General features: G+C 58.8%; 15 protein-coding genes. 14 read left to right on the forward strand and 1 reads right to left on the reverse strand.

Annotated elements, in window-relative coordinates; translation table 11 throughout:
* The first annotated feature begins 33 nt into the window (after nucleotides 1–33).
* From NKI24_RS20010 to NKI24_RS20040, 7 genes are all read left to right on the forward strand, one after another.
* Complete coding sequence (locus NKI24_RS20010; protein ID WP_352747695.1) at nucleotides 34–456, forward strand: hypothetical protein; 423 nt, start codon at nucleotides 34–36, stop codon at nucleotides 454–456.
* Between the two features lies 1 nt (nucleotide 457).
* Nucleotides 458–1,498, forward strand: coding sequence for an ABC transporter permease (locus NKI24_RS20015; RefSeq protein WP_352747697.1), 1,041 nt, complete (start codon nucleotides 458–460; stop codon nucleotides 1,496–1,498).
* Nucleotides 1,499–1,536: 38 nt separating this feature from the next.
* Entirely contained in the window at nucleotides 1,537–2,574 is a 1,038-nt protein-coding gene (locus tag NKI24_RS20020) for a sugar ABC transporter substrate-binding protein (protein ID WP_352747699.1), read from the forward strand.
* The gene (locus NKI24_RS20025; RefSeq protein WP_352747701.1) at nucleotides 2,571–4,079 is read left to right on the forward strand and encodes a sugar ABC transporter ATP-binding protein; all 1,509 of its coding nucleotides are present in this window, start codon (nucleotides 2,571–2,573) and stop codon (nucleotides 4,077–4,079) included. The genes NKI24_RS20020 and NKI24_RS20025 overlap by 4 nt, the downstream gene beginning before the upstream one ends.
* Before the next feature lies 1 nt (nucleotide 4,080).
* Nucleotides 4,081–4,338: a hypothetical protein gene (locus tag NKI24_RS20030; RefSeq protein WP_352747704.1), complete on the forward strand. Its 258-nt coding sequence runs from the start codon at nucleotides 4,081–4,083 to the stop codon at nucleotides 4,336–4,338.
* 43 nt (nucleotides 4,339–4,381) lie between these two features.
* Complete coding sequence (locus NKI24_RS20035) at nucleotides 4,382–5,290, forward strand: NAD(P)-dependent oxidoreductase (RefSeq protein ID WP_352747707.1); 909 nt, start codon at nucleotides 4,382–4,384, stop codon at nucleotides 5,288–5,290.
* 82 nt (nucleotides 5,291–5,372) lie between these two features.
* Entirely contained in the window at nucleotides 5,373–6,149 is a 777-nt protein-coding gene (locus NKI24_RS20040; RefSeq protein ID WP_352747710.1) for an SDR family NAD(P)-dependent oxidoreductase, read from the forward strand.
* 648 nt (nucleotides 6,150–6,797) lie between these two features.
* On the opposite strand, the gene NKI24_RS20045 is transcribed toward NKI24_RS20040, so the two are convergent.
* A complete protein-coding gene (locus NKI24_RS20045) occupies nucleotides 6,798–7,679 on the reverse strand; it encodes a LysR family transcriptional regulator (RefSeq protein WP_352747713.1) in 882 nt (293 codons plus the stop codon).
* A gap of 147 nt (nucleotides 7,680–7,826) precedes the next feature.
* On the opposite strand from NKI24_RS20045, the gene NKI24_RS20050 reads away from it, so the two are divergent.
* The 7 genes from NKI24_RS20050 (at nucleotide 7,827) to NKI24_RS20080 (ending at nucleotide 15,728) form a co-directional block, all read left to right on the forward strand.
* Nucleotides 7,827–8,858 (forward strand): sugar ABC transporter substrate-binding protein, encoded by a 1,032-nt coding sequence (locus NKI24_RS20050; RefSeq protein ID WP_352747716.1) that lies wholly within the window; start codon nucleotides 7,827–7,829, stop codon nucleotides 8,856–8,858.
* A 47-nt stretch (nucleotides 8,859–8,905) separates the two neighbouring features.
* Entirely contained in the window at nucleotides 8,906–9,925 is a 1,020-nt protein-coding gene (locus NKI24_RS20055) for an ABC transporter permease (RefSeq protein WP_352747718.1), read from the forward strand.
* Nucleotides 9,922–10,881, forward strand: coding sequence for an ABC transporter permease (locus NKI24_RS20060; RefSeq protein WP_352747721.1), 960 nt, complete (start codon nucleotides 9,922–9,924; stop codon nucleotides 10,879–10,881). The genes NKI24_RS20055 and NKI24_RS20060 overlap by 4 nt, the downstream gene beginning before the upstream one ends.
* Nucleotides 10,881–12,395 (forward strand): sugar ABC transporter ATP-binding protein, encoded by a 1,515-nt coding sequence (locus NKI24_RS20065; RefSeq protein WP_352747724.1) that lies wholly within the window; start codon nucleotides 10,881–10,883, stop codon nucleotides 12,393–12,395. The genes NKI24_RS20060 and NKI24_RS20065 overlap by 1 nt, the downstream gene beginning before the upstream one ends.
* Nucleotides 12,396–12,450: 55 nt before the next feature.
* The gene (locus tag NKI24_RS20070; RefSeq protein ID WP_352747727.1) at nucleotides 12,451–12,780 is read left to right on the forward strand and encodes an L-rhamnose mutarotase; all 330 of its coding nucleotides are present in this window, start codon (nucleotides 12,451–12,453) and stop codon (nucleotides 12,778–12,780) included.
* A gap of 299 nt (nucleotides 12,781–13,079) precedes the next feature.
* On the forward strand, nucleotides 13,080–14,264 hold the full coding sequence (locus NKI24_RS20075) for an enolase C-terminal domain-like protein (RefSeq protein WP_352747729.1): 1,185 nt from the start codon (nucleotides 13,080–13,082) through the stop codon (nucleotides 14,262–14,264).
* Between the two features lie 27 nt (nucleotides 14,265–14,291).
* Nucleotides 14,292–15,728 (forward strand): aldehyde dehydrogenase family protein, encoded by a 1,437-nt coding sequence (locus NKI24_RS20080; RefSeq protein ID WP_352747731.1) that lies wholly within the window; start codon nucleotides 14,292–14,294, stop codon nucleotides 15,726–15,728.
* Nucleotides 15,729–15,742: the final 14 nt, after the last annotated feature.

A 15,742-nucleotide genomic window follows, 5' to 3' on the forward strand; every position in this document is an offset into this window, starting at 1 on the left:
TCGACGCGGTCGTCTTATAGGATAGGATCTTAAATGAGTGTTATCAGCGAGGGGGACGTCATCGCGTTTAGCTTCGCGGAATCTGGTCTCGGCCTTGGAGAGCATCGTGCAATGGGGGCCAGCAAGTTGCGCTGCAAAAGGGGCGGCAGGTTGCCAGCCATGCGGTACGCAGTTCGTGTGGCAACTAGTGACGGTTATGAAGGTCGTTATGCTACCCGTCGGGTTGGCACACAGTCGGCCCCGGGCCAGACTCCGATGCTAGCGCCTCATCTGTTGGGCCGAAATCCTGAGCATCGAGACAAAATCTATGATGATTTGAAACGCGAAGCTTGCGCTTACGATTTTATTGAGCGGCAATGCGACGAACAGCGCTTCCATGACGAGATCGCGCCGAGCTGTTCCATGAAGATAGCCGGCGCGACGGGCTCGTCGATCCCGCCGGCGCTGGTGGTTTGAAATGACCACGGATGGAACAAAAGTTGTACCGGCGCTGGAAGGTGCGAGTTCGCCCCCGTCCGGCCAGCGCTTAAGGGAACGTTTCAGGTTTGACGAGCGCGGCATCCTATTGGCGGCGATCTTGCTGTTTGTGCTCGGTGCGCTGACCAATCAGTACTTCCTGACCTTCGATAACCTGGCGGGCATCCTGCAAAGTATGACTTTACTGGGATTCCTTGCCATCGGGGTCGGTCTTGCCCTGATCGTCGGCGAGATCGACATATCGGTCGGATCGACCTATGCGCTGAGCGCCGTCCTGACGGCTATTGCGCTCCGCAACGGCATCCCGGTGTCCGTTGCGATTGGCGCCGGGCTCGCGAGCGGGTTGGTCTGTGGCCTCATCAACGGCATTGTCGCCCAAGTGATCAAAGTGTCGGCGGTGGTGGTCACGCTCGCCACGCTCGGCATCTACCGCGCCTGCGCATTGGTAATTTCGGGCGGCTCCCCGGTCACCGGGCTTGGCGACGCGCCGGCATTCTTCGACGGTTTCGGACAGGGCGGCTTAGGCGGTATATCCTACATCACGATCCTGTTCCTGGTATTGGCTGTCGTCGCCGAGATCATGCTGCGCAACACCGTTTTCGGGTTTCGTATCTTTGCTATCGGCAGCAACCCTCTGGCAGCGCGCCTGGTCGGCTTTCGTATCGAGCGGACCCGCATAATTATCCTGGCTCTTTCCGGACTGCTCGCGGGATTGTCAGGGGTTTGTTCCGTCGCCTATCTGCATACCGCCGGACCGACAGCCGGGACCGGCTATGAACTGACGGTGCTTGCCGCCACGATCATCGGAGGTGTCCAACTGACCGGCGGGCGCGGTTCGATCTTCGGCGTGATCCTAGGTCTCATCGTCATCGGCATCATCCAGAATCTCATCGTCTTCTGGGGTGTTTCACCAAGCTGGACGCAAGGGGTCTCGGGCCTCGTGCTCATCGCGGCGGTCACGTTGACCTGGCTGACCCAGAGGGAGGCGGTTGCCGCCAGGATCCAGATAACGAGACCATAGGGCGACACTTTTCGACAACTTAAAAGGGAGAGAGAAACATGACCAATAAAGACGAGCTTTCCGGCCTGTCACGCCGGACATTCGGAAAGATGATCGGACTTGCAGGTTCTGCCGCGATGCTGGGGCTGGCCGGTGGGGTCGAGCAAGCCGCCGCAGCCCCGGATGACTGGAAGCAGTGGATCAATTCGACCCACGACAAGCCCATCAAGATGGCAGTCAGCTGCTACAACACTACCAACCCCTATTATCGCCCGACGCAGGTGGGAGCGCTTGATGCCGGCGACCAACTCGGCATTCAGGTCGACTGGACTGGTGTTCCCGACGGCAATACGGTTGCGCAGATCGCACAGTTCCAGCAGCTTGTCGGCTCCGGCTACCAGGCCATTGTCGTCATCCCGCTGGAGGCCGACGCTTGGATCGCGCCGATAGAAAAGGCGACCGCCGCAGGCGTCATTGTCCTTACTGCCAACAGCGATTCACCAAACAGCGGCCGCGAACTCTTCTTCGGTCAGGATCTGGTAGGTGCCGCTGTCGTGCAGGGTGAACTGATCGCCAAGCTCGCCGGCGGCAAGGGTGATGTTGCGCTAACCAATTGCGCGCCCGGGCTATTGGCTCTCGACCAGCGCATCCAGGGCGCCAAGCAAGGCGCCACCAAGGGCGGATTGAACGTCGTCAACGTTTACAACACGAATCCAAGCGACATGGCTAGCGAACTGGCAACGATCAAGGACATTTTGAAGGCGAATCCAAATCTCGCGGCGATCATGCCGCTTTGCGGTCCCGACACTGCGGCGGCTGGACTGGTGCGCAAGGAAATGAACCTGAAACACCCGATCGTCGGCTGCGATCTCATGTACCAGACACTGGAACTCATCAAGAGCGGTCATATCGACGCGACGATCGGCCAGCAACCCTACATGCAAGGCTATATGCCGATCACCTACGCCTACCAGCGCGCGATCCTCGGCGCACCCAAGCTCGCGTTGCCCGGCGGCAACTATTTCATGGCCAATGAAATCGTTACCAAGGACAATGTGGATTCGTTCCTGGTCCGCGAGAAGCGCTTCCAGGGATGAGAGCAGACACCGAACTTCGCCTGTCGGCGCGCGACATCACGAAGCAGTTCGCTGGCGTGCGCGCGCTCGATTCGGTGAATTTTGAGGTTCGCGCTGGGGAGATCCACGGTCTCCTCGGCGCCAACGGCGCCGGAAAATCGACTTTGATCGGCGTGCTAGCGGGCTCAGTTCGCCCCGACAACGGAACGGTGTCCCTCGATGGCCGCTTGGTGACGCCGGGCAGTGTGATCGACGCGCGCCGCGCCGGCATAGCAGTCGTGCACCAGGAACTGATGCTTTTCCCTGACCGCACCGTCGAGGAAAACATCACAGCCACGTCGATGCCGGCTGGAGCGGGTTTCATAGACTTTGGCCAGCGGAGACGGTTGGCGCGCAAGGTTCTCGACAGTCTCTCGGCCGGGCTGGATCTTTCCGCCCGCATCAAGAATCTTACCCTCGCCCAGCGACAGCTTGTGGAAATCGGCCGGGCGCTTTGTGGCGGCGGCAACATATTCATCCTGGATGAGCCGACCTCGGCGCTTTCGCAGCCCGAGGCGCAGAGCCTCTTTGCCGCGATGCGTGCAATCGCCTCCGAAGGTCCGGCGATCGTCTTCGTTTCACACCGCCTTGACGAGGTGTTCGAGATCACGGAGGCCCTGACGGTCCTGCGTGACGGCAAGCTGGTCGGCACCTGGCGGACCTCCGATGTGGACGTCGGCAGCGTCACGCGCGCCATGGTGGGCGAGCTTGCCAATGAGCAGGCGGGGAAGCGCTCCTATCTAGGCGGCACGGCAGCGGAGCTGCAGGCTGCCTCTGCAGCAGGGGTTGCGCCGATCGACCTGCACTTGGAAGGCGGCGAGATTGTCGGCCTAGTCGGCCTCGAGGGCTCGGGCATTTCAACTGTGATGGAAATGCTCGGAGGGGTCGTGCCGGTCAAAGGCAAACATCTAGTCGAAGGGCGTCCGGTACGTTTTCGCCACCCCGCCGAGGCCATCGCCGCGGGAGTGGTCTACATGCCGACCGACCGCAAGAAGGACGGCTTGTGGCTGGACCGGTCCCCGCCATGGAATGTAACGGCCGGAACGTTGACTCGCATGCGATCGCTTGCCTGGCTCATGGGGCCGCAATTGAGAAGGCAAAGCTTCGCCCGGCTCGACGACGTTGGCGTCCGCGGCACCGACCGCGACCAGATGGTGGCGCGCTTTTCGGGCGGTAACCAGCAACGGGTGATGCTGGCGCGAGCGCTGGAATTGAAACCCAGAGTGCTGTTGCTCAACGACTTTACCCGGGGCGTCGACGTCAAGTCCAAAGCGGCCATCCACCAGCTGGTCCGCGACCTGGCGGCCACCGGGATAGCCATCTGGCTGACGTCGTCGGATATGGATGAGCTTCTGGAGGTTGCCCATCGGCTGGTTTTCATGCGCGACGGGAGAAAGATCGCCGAAGGCCTGTCAGAGCAATTCGACCGGTTCCAAATGTTGTCGCTAGCGACTACGGGATCGCGTGCTGCCGTGGAGACCATTTGAAATGCGGGATGTCATCAGCAACGTCGAGTTCATCGCCCGCAAGGGCTCCTGCCTGTCAATGCAGCGCTGGGCCATCCGCATCGACACGAATTCTCGCGCACGCGGCGAATACGTCACCCATTGGGTTGGGACGGCGGCATCGTTCGCCCAGGCGGTGATGCCTGCGCCTCATCTGATCAGACGCAACCCCGATGCGCGCGAAGAGATCTGGCAGGATTTGCGCCGCGAAATCCGTGCCTACGACGGGTTTAGGCTTTAGTATGGGCGTCCTGGCTATCGGTCCCGCATGGAGCTTGCCGCTTGTGGCACGTCTTCAGGCCAATTTGCCGGATTGGGAGGTTGTGGCGGGGGCTCACCATGATTTGCAGGTGGCTCGGTCGGCTGACGTCCTGGTCCCCTTTGCTATGGCGGTGACAGACGATCTTCTTTCAGGGAGCCGCATCCGCTTGGTTCACCAGTTCGGCGTTGGCGTGGACCAGATAGATGTAACAGCGGCGAAGCGGCATGGTGTCCCAGTCTGCAATGCGCCGTCCGGTGTTTCTGGTATGGCAGCTTCCGTAGCTGAGGGTGCTATTTTCCTTATATTGAGTTGTGCACGGCTGCCCGCTGTACGTCAAAAAAGGCTTGAGACGGGCATTTGGGGCTGGGCAACGCCCCTGAATTTTGGCCTCGCAGGTCGCCGGGCCGGGATCATTGGCTTAGGAGACATCGGTCGCGCTATTGCTGAGCGTTTGCGTGGTTTCGGCATGGACTTAGTCGCTGTGCGTCGTGATCCCCACAAAACCGAGGAATCGGCTGGGTGTTTTGATTGGGTCGGCGGAATGGATCGTCTAGATGAGCTCGTTTCAATCGCTGACATCATTATTGTCACTGTTCCTTTAAATGCCGAAACCCAGGGACTTTTCGACAAAGCGCGCTTGAAGCAGGTCAAGAGGGGAGCGTCGATCATCAACGTTGGCCGGGGAGGCGTTATCAACGAAGTCGCCCTAATCGATGAACTTGAGAGTGGTCGGATCCACGCGGCGGGGTTAGACACTATCGCTAACGAGCCGCCTCTACCGGGCTCCAAGCTACTCGACCATCCTAACGTCATTCTGACTCCACACGAGGCTGGAACTACAGACACGGCGTTTGACGGCGTCAGTCGCATAATAGCTGATAATTTGTACCGCTTGGAGGCCGGCACCGAACTTCGTCACCGGGTTGCTTGAGTTTATCTTCGGTGGAAGATTTACAGAGTGTGCTGCCCAATTGAGATCGAACATAGATAATTGAGAGGTTGGAGAGCCCAAATTGCAACATAAGGATAAAATCGTGATCGTGACCGGAGCAGCTCGGGGCCTGGGGTTGGCCTGCGCGGAGCGGTTCCTTGCAGATGGCGCGAAAGTGGTCATGGTTGATATCTTGGAAAACGCCGTGCGCTCCCAAGCCGAGAGGCTTGGCGACAATGCCACCTGGTTAACCGCAGATCTGTCCGAAATCACACAGGAGATGGCAAAGGGCATTGTGGACAAGGCAACCGACCACTTCGGCGGCGTCGACGTGCTGATCAACAATGCCGGAATCATTCATTTCGATGACTTCGTAGATTTTCCAGAGGCCGCTTTCGATCGCGTACAGCGGGTTAATCTCAAAGCTCCATTTCTGATCGGACAGGCGGCGGCTCGTGCCATGATCGTACAGGGACGCGGCGGGTCCATCGTGAACATGTCGTCGATAAACGCGATCCTGGCGGTTCCGAATTCGGTCGCTTATGCTGTTTCCAAAGGCGGGATTACTCAGCTGACTGCTGTCATGGCTGTCGACCTGATCCGACACAACATTCGCGTCAACGCTATCGGCCCCGGTACGATCCTAACCGACATGGTGAAGAGTTCGGTGTTGGCAAATGAGCACCAGCGTCACATGATCCTCTCGCGGACGCCGAGTGGCCGCTGCGGCGATCCAGCCGAGATCGCGAGCGTGGCATCGTTCCTGGCAAGCAAGGATGCCTCTTACATCGTTGGGCAGACGATCTTTGCAGATGGTGGAAGGTTGATCCTGAACTATACTGTTCCTGTACAAGAGTGACGTAATTGCGTTGGAGCGTCCGCGCATGGGAGGATTCGGCGGTGTCCTTCTGGACGCCGCCGACTGGCCATTCGGCGACAACACGCAGAGATGGATTTGGGCCGTTGGAAAGGCCTGCTCTGAGACTGGCGACCGCGTGCGTGAGAATATTTGAGGGTTGAAATCTTCTGATCGCACTTATCCAGGCAAGCGTCCGCTCGCCATGCTCGGAGACCATCTACATTGGGCTGTCAGGAAATCTATTCGACGCTGTCGATAGCATGCCCGGCCGCCAAGTAACCGATCACCGTGCTCGGCGCCGAGAGCTTCGGTGCACTCGCCTGTGGCTGACGTAGCCGCATGCTGGCCGACCTCCTTTCCGGGGAAGTGGCCGCCTGCATCGGCCGGGGCAGCGTCTATTACCCTGCCGCGCCCAGCGTCGGCGGCCGACCTCGCGCTCATGCACCGGATTGACGAGATGCACGTGCTGAGCAAAGCATCAAGCTCAGCATGACGGCAAGGGCGTGGTGATCACCATCTGGCCGGTGAGAGAGCGCCGGCAACATGCGCAACGGCTGCCCCCTCCCGGCATCTCAAGCCACCGGCGTTCTCATCCTGCGACGCGCCGCGCTCCCACCTTTGATTGCCGCACCGCACGCCTGTGGGAGCTTACTGTTGCCCACCGGAGGTAAGCTCGGCAATGAAATCACTCACAACGTTTGGCGGGATTGCGCTGCGCCGCGTTATCACTTCGTAAGGCTCGCTCTTAGAACGCAGTTGCAGGCGCAAGATCTGTGCAATGCCGAAGTTCACAAAGAACCCGGCTACATCGGCGGAGAGCAATGCGATATAGTTAGGACTGCATTGGATGAGTGTCATGGTCGTGAAAGCGGACCTCGTCTCTATCAAAGTGCGAGGAAACGCCAGACCAGCTTGGCGGTACTCGTGCTCCAGCGAGACACGCATCGGCATAGCAGCCGTATAGACAATCCAGCGAGATTGGATGAGGTCCTCCAACTCCACCGCCTTTTTTCCGACTAGCGGATGGCGGGGATTGGCCACGACGGTAAGCAGTTCGTCGTGGAAGGCGGAAACCTCGTAGAGCGCCGGGTTCTGACTCACCGAGCTTCGTCCGACCACCAAGTCCAGGGCGCCTTGATCCAACAGGCGCAGGAGCTCGACGCTCGTGTCCTCCAGGATTTCGAATGATGCGCTCGTATGTGTTCGGAGAAATCTCCGGATTGACTCGGTCACGATCGGTACGGCACCCATGATCGTGCCAATCCTGAGCTTGGTCCACGTCCCGTCTTTTATATTGCCGAGTTCTTCCTGCAAATTACTGATTTGATAGGTCATCAGCTTGGCGTGTCGGATCACGCAAGTCCCGGCCTCGGTCGGAAGGACGCCGCGATTACTGCGGACGAAGAGCTTTTGCTGCATAAGCTCCTCCATTTCCTGGACGGACTTGCTCGCTCTGGGCTGGCTCATGCCCACTCGCTGGGCCGCTTGCTTGAGAGATCCGCTTTCCTCAATGATGGAAAGCAGCAGCATTTGACGTAGCGTAAGCTGCGTCAGAGGGTTTGAAACGGTTCGCATTCAGGTATGCTATTCGATTATAGCGATATGTGTAAATGATGGATTTACAGAGGGTTGGGTCTCCTATTTTTTGGCGCAGGGATAAATCTATGGGAGGAAACAATGGATCGTCGCGCCATCACGGCCACTTTTATGCTTTTGGCCGCATGCCCGTTAGTTTTACCTGTTTCGGCATCCGCGTCGGACAACCGGATTGCGCTCGTGGCAGGCGGGCCGCATCCGTACTTCGCGCCGTGGAAAAAAGCGGCTGCAGACGCGCAAGCTAACTTCGGCATCGCGTCCGTAGTCTACCAAGTGCCATCCGAATGGAAACTGGAGCGTCAGATCGAGCTCTTGCAAAGCCTTGCTGCCCAGGGTTACAACGGTTTCGGGCTGTATCCGGGGGACACGGTCGGCATTAATTCGACGCTGTCCGAGCTTTCAGGCGGCGGGATCCCTTCCGTGGCGCTAGGCGGCTGCGCGACCGACCCCACCGATGTGGGCTTTTGCCTAGCAACGGATGACGGTACCGCAGCCTACGTCGGCACAAAGGCGCTCATCAAAGCCATCGGTGGTAAAGGGGCGATTGTCCACATGGCAGGGCTTCTTGTAAGCCCCAATACCAAGGTTCGTATTGAAGCGGTGGAGCGGGCCGTCGCCGAGACTAACGGCGCAGTGACGCTGTTTCAGACCATCGGTGATACCGACAGCCAGGAACTCGGCGACCAGAAGGTTAACGCTCTGCTGGCTGGATCCAAGGACCAGATCGATGGCATCATCGCCACGGGCTATGTCTCAACAGTGGTGACGACTAACGCCCTGCGCAGCCTTGGCGACAAGCGGATCAAGTTCATAGGAATCGACGATGACCAGATCGTGCTCGACGGCATCAAGGATGGCTTTGTTGCCGGCACCATGCTGCAAAATCCCTATGGCCAAGGATACATCGGCGCCTACGCACTTGATCTGATGGCAAAGGGTTGCACGGTCAAGGTTGATGCGCCTTGGATCAAAACGCCGCAGACCGCCCATCTCATCGACTCAGGCTCGATGTTGCTCAGCGCGGAAAACCTCGAAACCTACCGCGCGGATCTGGTCGCGTTGACGAGCAAGCTGCAGTCATCGTTCAAAGACACGTACCTCGTCTGCCCGTGAGTTATTCCCGCGGCCTGATGAATCGGGAGGTCAGAGGAGTGTCCACAGTGTCCGCCCCGAACAGAATGATAGCGGCGAACAGATCGCCGCTATCCTGGCTCGCCGATCAGTTGTCGCGCGGCTCGAACCAAATGGGTTTGTTTGCCATCCTTGTGGTGCTGTGGCTGGTGTTTTCGCTTGCAGCTCCCGGATTTCTGTCGCGTTTTAACCTGAACTCGCTTGGTCGGTCGGTAGCGATCGATGTGGTAGTTGGTCTCAGCCAAATGGTCGTGCTTGCCACAGGCGGGATGAGTTTGGCTGTTGGCGCCATCGGGGTGTGTTGTGTTATGATGACGGGCTTCCTACTCCAGACGCTGGGCCTTCCCATCTTTGTCACCCTGCCCGCGACGCTGGCGTTCGGCGCGGCGCTGGGCTGGCTGAATGGTTTCGGTATCACCCGCACCGGCGTCAACAGCTTCGTCGTGACCCTAGCGACTTCAAGCCTGTTCACCGGTGGGATGCTGATATTTTCCAAGGGAGCTCCCCTGAATGGTCTACCGCGGGAATTTGGTGCCTTTGGGAAATCGGACATTGCGGGAGTGCCATCCTTGGCCATCGTCGCCATTTTGATTGGCGCCATGCTGTTCGGGTTCTTCAAGCACAGCGTTCTGGGGCGCAATATCTTGGCAGTTGGAGCGAGCTCCCGTGCGGCGGAAATGTCGGGGATCCCCGTCAAGCGAATGATCGTGTTGGCGCACGTGCTGTCAGGTGTTCTGGCAGCTGCTGCGGCTATAATGCTGACCGCTAAGAATTCGGCCGCAATGGCAGCAGCCGCAGGCGATGATTGGCTGCTTCCTTCCTTTTTGTCGCCCATCATCGGCGGGACCTCCCTCGCCGGAGGCGCGGTGTCGGTTATCGGCACGATGCTTGGTTCGCTGCTGGTATCCACCATACGGAGCGGTCTGCTCCTTCTTCAGATCGGGAACTTCTGGCTTCAGTTGTTCCTCGGGATGTTCCTTTTGTCCGCCATTATTGTCGAACGCTACCGCAACACTCTGATAACCCGCAGACAGGCGCGCTTAGCGTGAACAAGGTCTTTTCCATTGCCGCGCGGACCCAATGGGCCGGCACCCTGGCAGTCGTTCTGGTTGGTGGTTTGGCCCTGGCCATCATCAGCCCGGAATTCAGGACTGAATTCAATTGGTTCGTCATGCTGCGAAGCATTTGCGTGTCGCTGCTGGTTGCGTTCAGCCAAATGGTGATGCTGGGCGTGGGCCAGATGAATCTGTCTGTCGGTGCCCTCGGCGGGCTCGTCGCGATCACGGTCGGCGGGCTCATGGACTACTGGCAAGTGCCGACCGTCCCCGCTGTGATGATCGCGTTGGCAGCAGGCGGCTTTGCCGGCTTCCTGAACGGTTGGCTCACAGTGCGTACCGGGATCAACGGCTTTATCGTAACGTTGGCCACTGCGTCCGGCTTTACCGGCATCAACATGGGCATCACCAGAGCGATCCCATTCTATGATATGCCTGTAGACTTTGTGGCCTTCGGCAATGGCCGAATCGGACTCTTCCCCTTACTGCTGATCGTTCCTCTGATCGTTACTATCATCCTTACCGTCTTCTTTACCCGAGTAAAAACGGGTAGGTATCTGCTCGCGGTAGGTGGGAACAGCCACGCCGCGCAACTGTCTGGTATTTCTGCGGATCGTGCCGTCACCACCGCGCATGTCATTTCCGGATTTTTGGCTGCTCTGGCTGGCATTTTGGCTGTCGCCCAGCTTGGCTCGGCCCAGCCTACAATTGGCTCGGATTGGCTCATACTGTCGTTCGCGGCGCCCATTATCGGCGGCGCGGTGCTATCGGGCGGTTCAATTTCCATCATCGGCACAGTAATCGCTGTCTTCCTGATAGGTCTTATCCAGAATGCTATGGTACTCCTCGCTGTTGACCCTTATTGGGTCACCTTTCTTCTTGGCACGCTGATCTTGGTGGCAGTAGGTGTGAACCGGTATCGCGCGGTTCGTGCGGGGGACATTGATTGATGCTCACGGTTTCGGGCGTTTCGATGTCGTTTCCCGGTGTTCGCGCTCTTAGCGATGCCTCCTTGATCCTTAACCAGGGTGAAGTGCATGCGTTGATGGGAGAAAACGGTGCTGGCAAGTCGACGCTCATCAAGATCATAACCGGCGTGCAAAAGCCGGACGGCGGAAGAATCCAATTAGACAATACTGAGATCACCCTCGCAAACACCCGCGAGGCTATTCGCCTGGGGATCTCCGCCGTCCATCAGGAGCGGAACCTCATTCCGGCATTCTCGGTCGCAGAAAATATCATGCTTGAGCAGCTTCCCACCAAGGGCCGTCTGGTGGACTTTGACCGCATCAACCGGGAGGCGAAGCAACATCTACAGAAGGTCGGTCTGGACGTCGATCCTTCCACCGAGGTTAGACGACTTTCGGTTGCGCAGATGCAGATGGTGGAAATCGCCAAGGCGCTGAGCCACGAGGCTAAGGTCCTCCTGCTTGACGAGCCGACAGCATCACTGACGTCCGGCGAGACTGAGATCTTTTTCAAGCTCGTCCGGCAGCTCCGAAACCATGGCACGGCCATCCTGTTCGTCAGCCATAAGCTGGAGGAGGTGTTGTCTATATGCGACCGGGTAACGGTGCTTCGAGACGGGCATACAACTCTCATGGGTGCGCCCACAGTGGGCATGACGCGCCAGACCTTGATTGAAGCCATGATTGGACGTGCGGAGCGGGTCGTAGAACCCCGTGTAGGCCAACCTGATCTGGGTCAGGTCAAGCTGGAGGCCCGTGAGGTCTCGACGGCGAAAGGCCATGCAGGGGTTAATTTCAAACTGCACAAGGGCGAGGTTCTTGGCTTCTATGGCTTGGTCGGTGCGGGACGAACGGAGCTTGCACGCGCCTTGATTGGCAAAGACGCCATCACGGCGGGTGAAGTTCTCGTGGACGGCAAACCAGTTCGCATCCATTCGATCGAACAGGCGGCAAAGCGCTATCGAATGGGGTACGTCAGCGAAGACCGGAAGTTTGAGGGGGTTATCCTTTCACACCCCATCCGGTCTAACGTCGCGATCACGGTATGGGACCGCATCGCGGGCCTTTTAGGCTTCCTGACAGCAAGCGACGAGCGCAAGGTTGCGGCACCGCTGTCCCGGCAACTTGAGATACGAACGCCGAATCTGGAGCAGCTCGTTGGCAATTTGTCAGGCGGCAATCAGCAAAAGGTCTCGCTCGCCAAATGGCTTGCTGCGGATGTCGACATCCTGATCATCGACGAGCCGACCGTTGGCATCGACATCAAGGCAAAGGCTCAGATCCAGGAGCTGATCTACAAACTGGTCGATAATGGGAAGTCGGTATTGCTTATCTCGAGCGACATGCCGGAAATGGTTGCGCTAGCGGACCGGATCCTCATTTTCCACGCCTTCCGGATCTGCGGCGAGTACGTGAATGACCGCCGCTATGACAACGCCAGCCGGGCGATCATGTCAGCTATCCATGCGGCACAGGACGTCGTCGCCAAGCATTGAATAGCCCAACGAACTCAACTCACCCTTACAGGCCACGATAAACAGGAGGTCGCTCGTGAAACGAATGGGCATGATGATCGGGATCAGGGCCGATCAGATCGAGGAATACAATCGCATCCACGCAGCGATCTGGCCTGAGGTCGCGGCAGTCATCTCGGCCTGCAATATCACGAACTATACCATCTTCCTGAAGCAGCCGGAAAATATCCTCTTCGGCTACTGGGAATATGTGGGCGAAGACTACAGTGCAGATTCGGCCAAACTGGCGGCGAGCCCGGCAATGAAGCGTTGGTGGGCGGTTACCGATCCAATGCAGGAGCCGGTTGCCACCCGAAAGGGCGGTGAATGGTGGGCCATGATGGAAGAAAACTTCCACATGGACTGACAGCGTGCGCCGCCTGATTGCCCCCACACCCGGAGCCTCCTCAACGTGTCTCGCGCCAGCAAGAAAACCATCGCAATCAGTCCAAATTGGGACGGGGACGTGCTCGGTGTCTCACGCCGCTCGTTGCCGTTCTCGTCCTCATTGCGTGCAGTGATAGGGGACGTCCCGGTGGCGAAGAGCAATGGCCCCCTGATCCGGAAATTCGGCGCACTGATCGTGGCGCTGTTTATCGTTGCCTACTTACCCTTCGTCAGTCTTTCCTCCCCGATACTGTTCGGGCCCAACTAGAAAATGGTGCCATGTCAAAGATAACTGAAGTTGACGTCATTCCCTTCACGTTCGAAGTGCCGGAGCTTTCCCTTGGCGAAAGCCGTACCATGGGCGTTTCGAACATGGTTTATGAACACGGCGCTGTCTTGAAGGTAATGCGCTATGCCGTCGCCCTTCGCACGAATGACGGGCTGGAGGGACGCTACGTAACCCACTGGGTGGGAACGCCCTCGGCGTTGGGACAAACTGTCATGCTTGCGCCAACGCTGCTTGGTCGCGACCCCGAGCATCGAGAAGCTATCTATGACGATCTCAAACGTGAAGCGCGAGCCTACGACCACATGGGGCACGGAGCATTGGACATCGCGCTTTGGGACCTTTACGGGCGCAAGTACGGAGCATCGTTGGCTAGCCTGTTAGGTGCCAGCAAATCCCGACTTCCGACCTATGCCAGCAGTCACCACGGCCAAAATACGCCCGGCGGGCTCGATACAAAGGAGGCATACGCCGACTTCGCGGTGTCGTGCCGCGAACGTGGTATGCCAGGCTTCAAGATCCACGGCTGGCATGACGGAGACAAGCGTCGCGAGGCCGCTGTCATCACAGAGGTCAGGAAGGCTGTCGGCGATTCCATGGAAATCATGGTCGACCCGGCCTGCGAATTGCGGACATACCAGGATGCGCTCTATGTAGGCCGGGCCTGCGACGACAATGCATGCTTCTGGTTCGAGGATCCGTATCGCGACAGTGGCGTGTCGGTCGTTGGTCAGAAGATGCTGCGCGAGAACCTGAAGACCCCGATGCTCGTATCGGAACATGTGCGCAGCGTTGAGCAGAAAGCGGCATTCGCCCTCGCCGGAGGGTGCGACATGATGCATATCGACCCGGAGTACGACCTTGGGATCACCGGCATGATGAAGGTCGCGCATTTTGCCGAAGCCATCGGCATGGATGTGCAGGTGCACGCGTGCGGACCGGCCCACCGGGCGTGTGTCGCCGCGCTGCGCAACACGCACTTCTACGAAATGGCCCTGATTGGGCCCGATATGCCGAACCTCGTTCCTCCCGTTTACGCTTGTGGTTACGATGATCAACTCACCGGGGTGGGCGCCGACGGGTGCGTTCCTGTCCCGGACGGTCCTGGTCTCGGCGTCGACTATGACTGGGAATATGTGGAAAAGAACAAGACGGCCCACCATCAGTTTCGGCTATAGGTCCACACGGTTCCACGGAGAAATGCTGTGACTGAACTGCACAAGAACCTGATCGATGGAGACTGGGTTGGGACCGAGGGCGTAGAGAACATCAATCCTTCCGACATCTCGGATGTCGTCGGTGTTTATGCTCGCGCCTCGGCCGAGGAGACCAAGCAGGCGATCGCAGCGGCCAAAGCGGCCTTCCCGGCATGGTCGCACTCCGGCATTCTGGAGCGACATGCCATTTTGTCCAAGACCAGCCAGGAAATCCTGGCACGCAGGGCCGAACTTGGCGAATTGCTAAGCCGCGAAGAGGGCAAGACGCTGCCCGAGGGCATGGGTGAAGTGATGCGTGCCGCGCAGATCTTCGATTTCTTTGCCGGTGAGACGCTGCGGCTTGCTGGCGAAATTCTGCCCAGCGTGCGGCCGGGTTTGACGGTGGATATCACGCGCGAGCCGATCGGCGTCATCGGTATCATTACGCCATGGAACTTCCCGATTGCCATCCCCACCTGGAAGGTCGCACCTGCGCTGGCCTACGGCAACACGGTCGTCATCAAGCCGGCAGACTTGGTGCCGGCCTCGACCTGGGCCATCGTCGATATCCTGCATCGCAATGGGCTGCCAAAGGGCGTACTGAATCTTGTGATGGGCCGCGGCTCGGTGGTTGGGCAGACCTTGCTCGACCACCCCGATGTCACAGCCATCACCTTCACCGGCTCGGTTGGCACCGGCAGACGCGTGGCAGAAGCCTCGATCAAGGTCGGCCGCAAGTTCCAACTCGAAATGGGCGGCAAGAACCCAACCGTGGTGCTGGACGACGCCGACCTCAAGGTGGCGGTGGAGTCGGTGGCGCAATCGGCCTTTTTCTCGACCGGCCAACGCTGCACGGCGTCAAGCCGCGTCATCGTGACCGAAGGCATCCACGACACTTTCGTCAAGGTGCTGGCTGAGCGCACGGTCAATTTGCGCGTCGGCCATGCCCTAGATAAGAACACCGAGATCGGGCCGGTGGTGGACTCCAGTCAGCTCAAGCAGGACACCGACTATATCGAGATCGGCAAGGGGGAAGGCGCAACCCTTGCGGCCGGCGGCGATCGAGTGCAATCGGTCAAGGACGGCTATTATCTGCAGCCGACGCTGTTCACCGGCGCGACCAACCAGATGCGCATTGCCCGCGAGGAAATCTTCGGCCCGGTGGCGGCGGTGATCAAGGTCAAGGACTACGAGGAAGCGCTGGCCACAGCCAACGATACCCAGTTCGGGCTTTCGGCCGGCATCGTGACCACGTCGCTCAAGTATGCGACGGACTTCAAGCGCAATGCCGAGGCGGGCATGGTGATGGTCAACGTGCCGACGGCCGGCGTCGATTTTCACGTGCCGTTCGGCGGGCGCAAGGGCTCGTCCTATGGCTCGCGCGAGCAGGGCAAGTATGCCTCCGAGTTCTTCACCGTGGTCAAGACGGCCTACACGGCTGGCTGAAGAAGCGGCCTCCC

It is taken from the genome of Mesorhizobium sp. M0701 (assembly GCF_040320365.1).
Classification (GTDB): domain Bacteria; phylum Pseudomonadota; class Alphaproteobacteria; order Rhizobiales; family Rhizobiaceae; genus Mesorhizobium.

Bases quoted from the DNA above. Each gene is read 5' to 3' on its own strand.
- NKI24_RS20050 (WP_352747716.1), top strand. From the start codon at position 7,827: ATGGATCGTCGCGCCATCACGGCCACTTTTATGCTTTTGGCCGCATGC.
- NKI24_RS20015 (WP_352747697.1), top strand. From the start codon at position 458: ATGACCACGGATGGAACAAAAGTTGTACCGGCGCTGGAAGGTGCGAGT.
- NKI24_RS20065 (WP_352747724.1), top strand. From the start codon at position 10,881: ATGCTCACGGTTTCGGGCGTTTCGATGTCGTTTCCCGGTGTTCGCGCT.
- NKI24_RS20010 (WP_352747695.1), top strand. From the start codon at position 34: ATGAGTGTTATCAGCGAGGGGGACGTCATCGCGTTTAGCTTCGCGGAA.
- NKI24_RS20075 (WP_352747729.1), top strand. From the start codon at position 13,080: ATGTCAAAGATAACTGAAGTTGACGTCATTCCCTTCACGTTCGAAGTG.
- NKI24_RS20030 (WP_352747704.1), top strand. From the start codon at position 4,081: ATGCGGGATGTCATCAGCAACGTCGAGTTCATCGCCCGCAAGGGCTCC.
- NKI24_RS20045 (WP_352747713.1), bottom strand. From the start codon at position 7,679: ATGCTGCTGCTTTCCATCATTGAGGAAAGCGGATCTCTCAAGCAAGCG.
- NKI24_RS20025 (WP_352747701.1), top strand. From the start codon at position 2,571: ATGAGAGCAGACACCGAACTTCGCCTGTCGGCGCGCGACATCACGAAG.
- NKI24_RS20020 (WP_352747699.1), top strand. From the start codon at position 1,537: ATGACCAATAAAGACGAGCTTTCCGGCCTGTCACGCCGGACATTCGGA.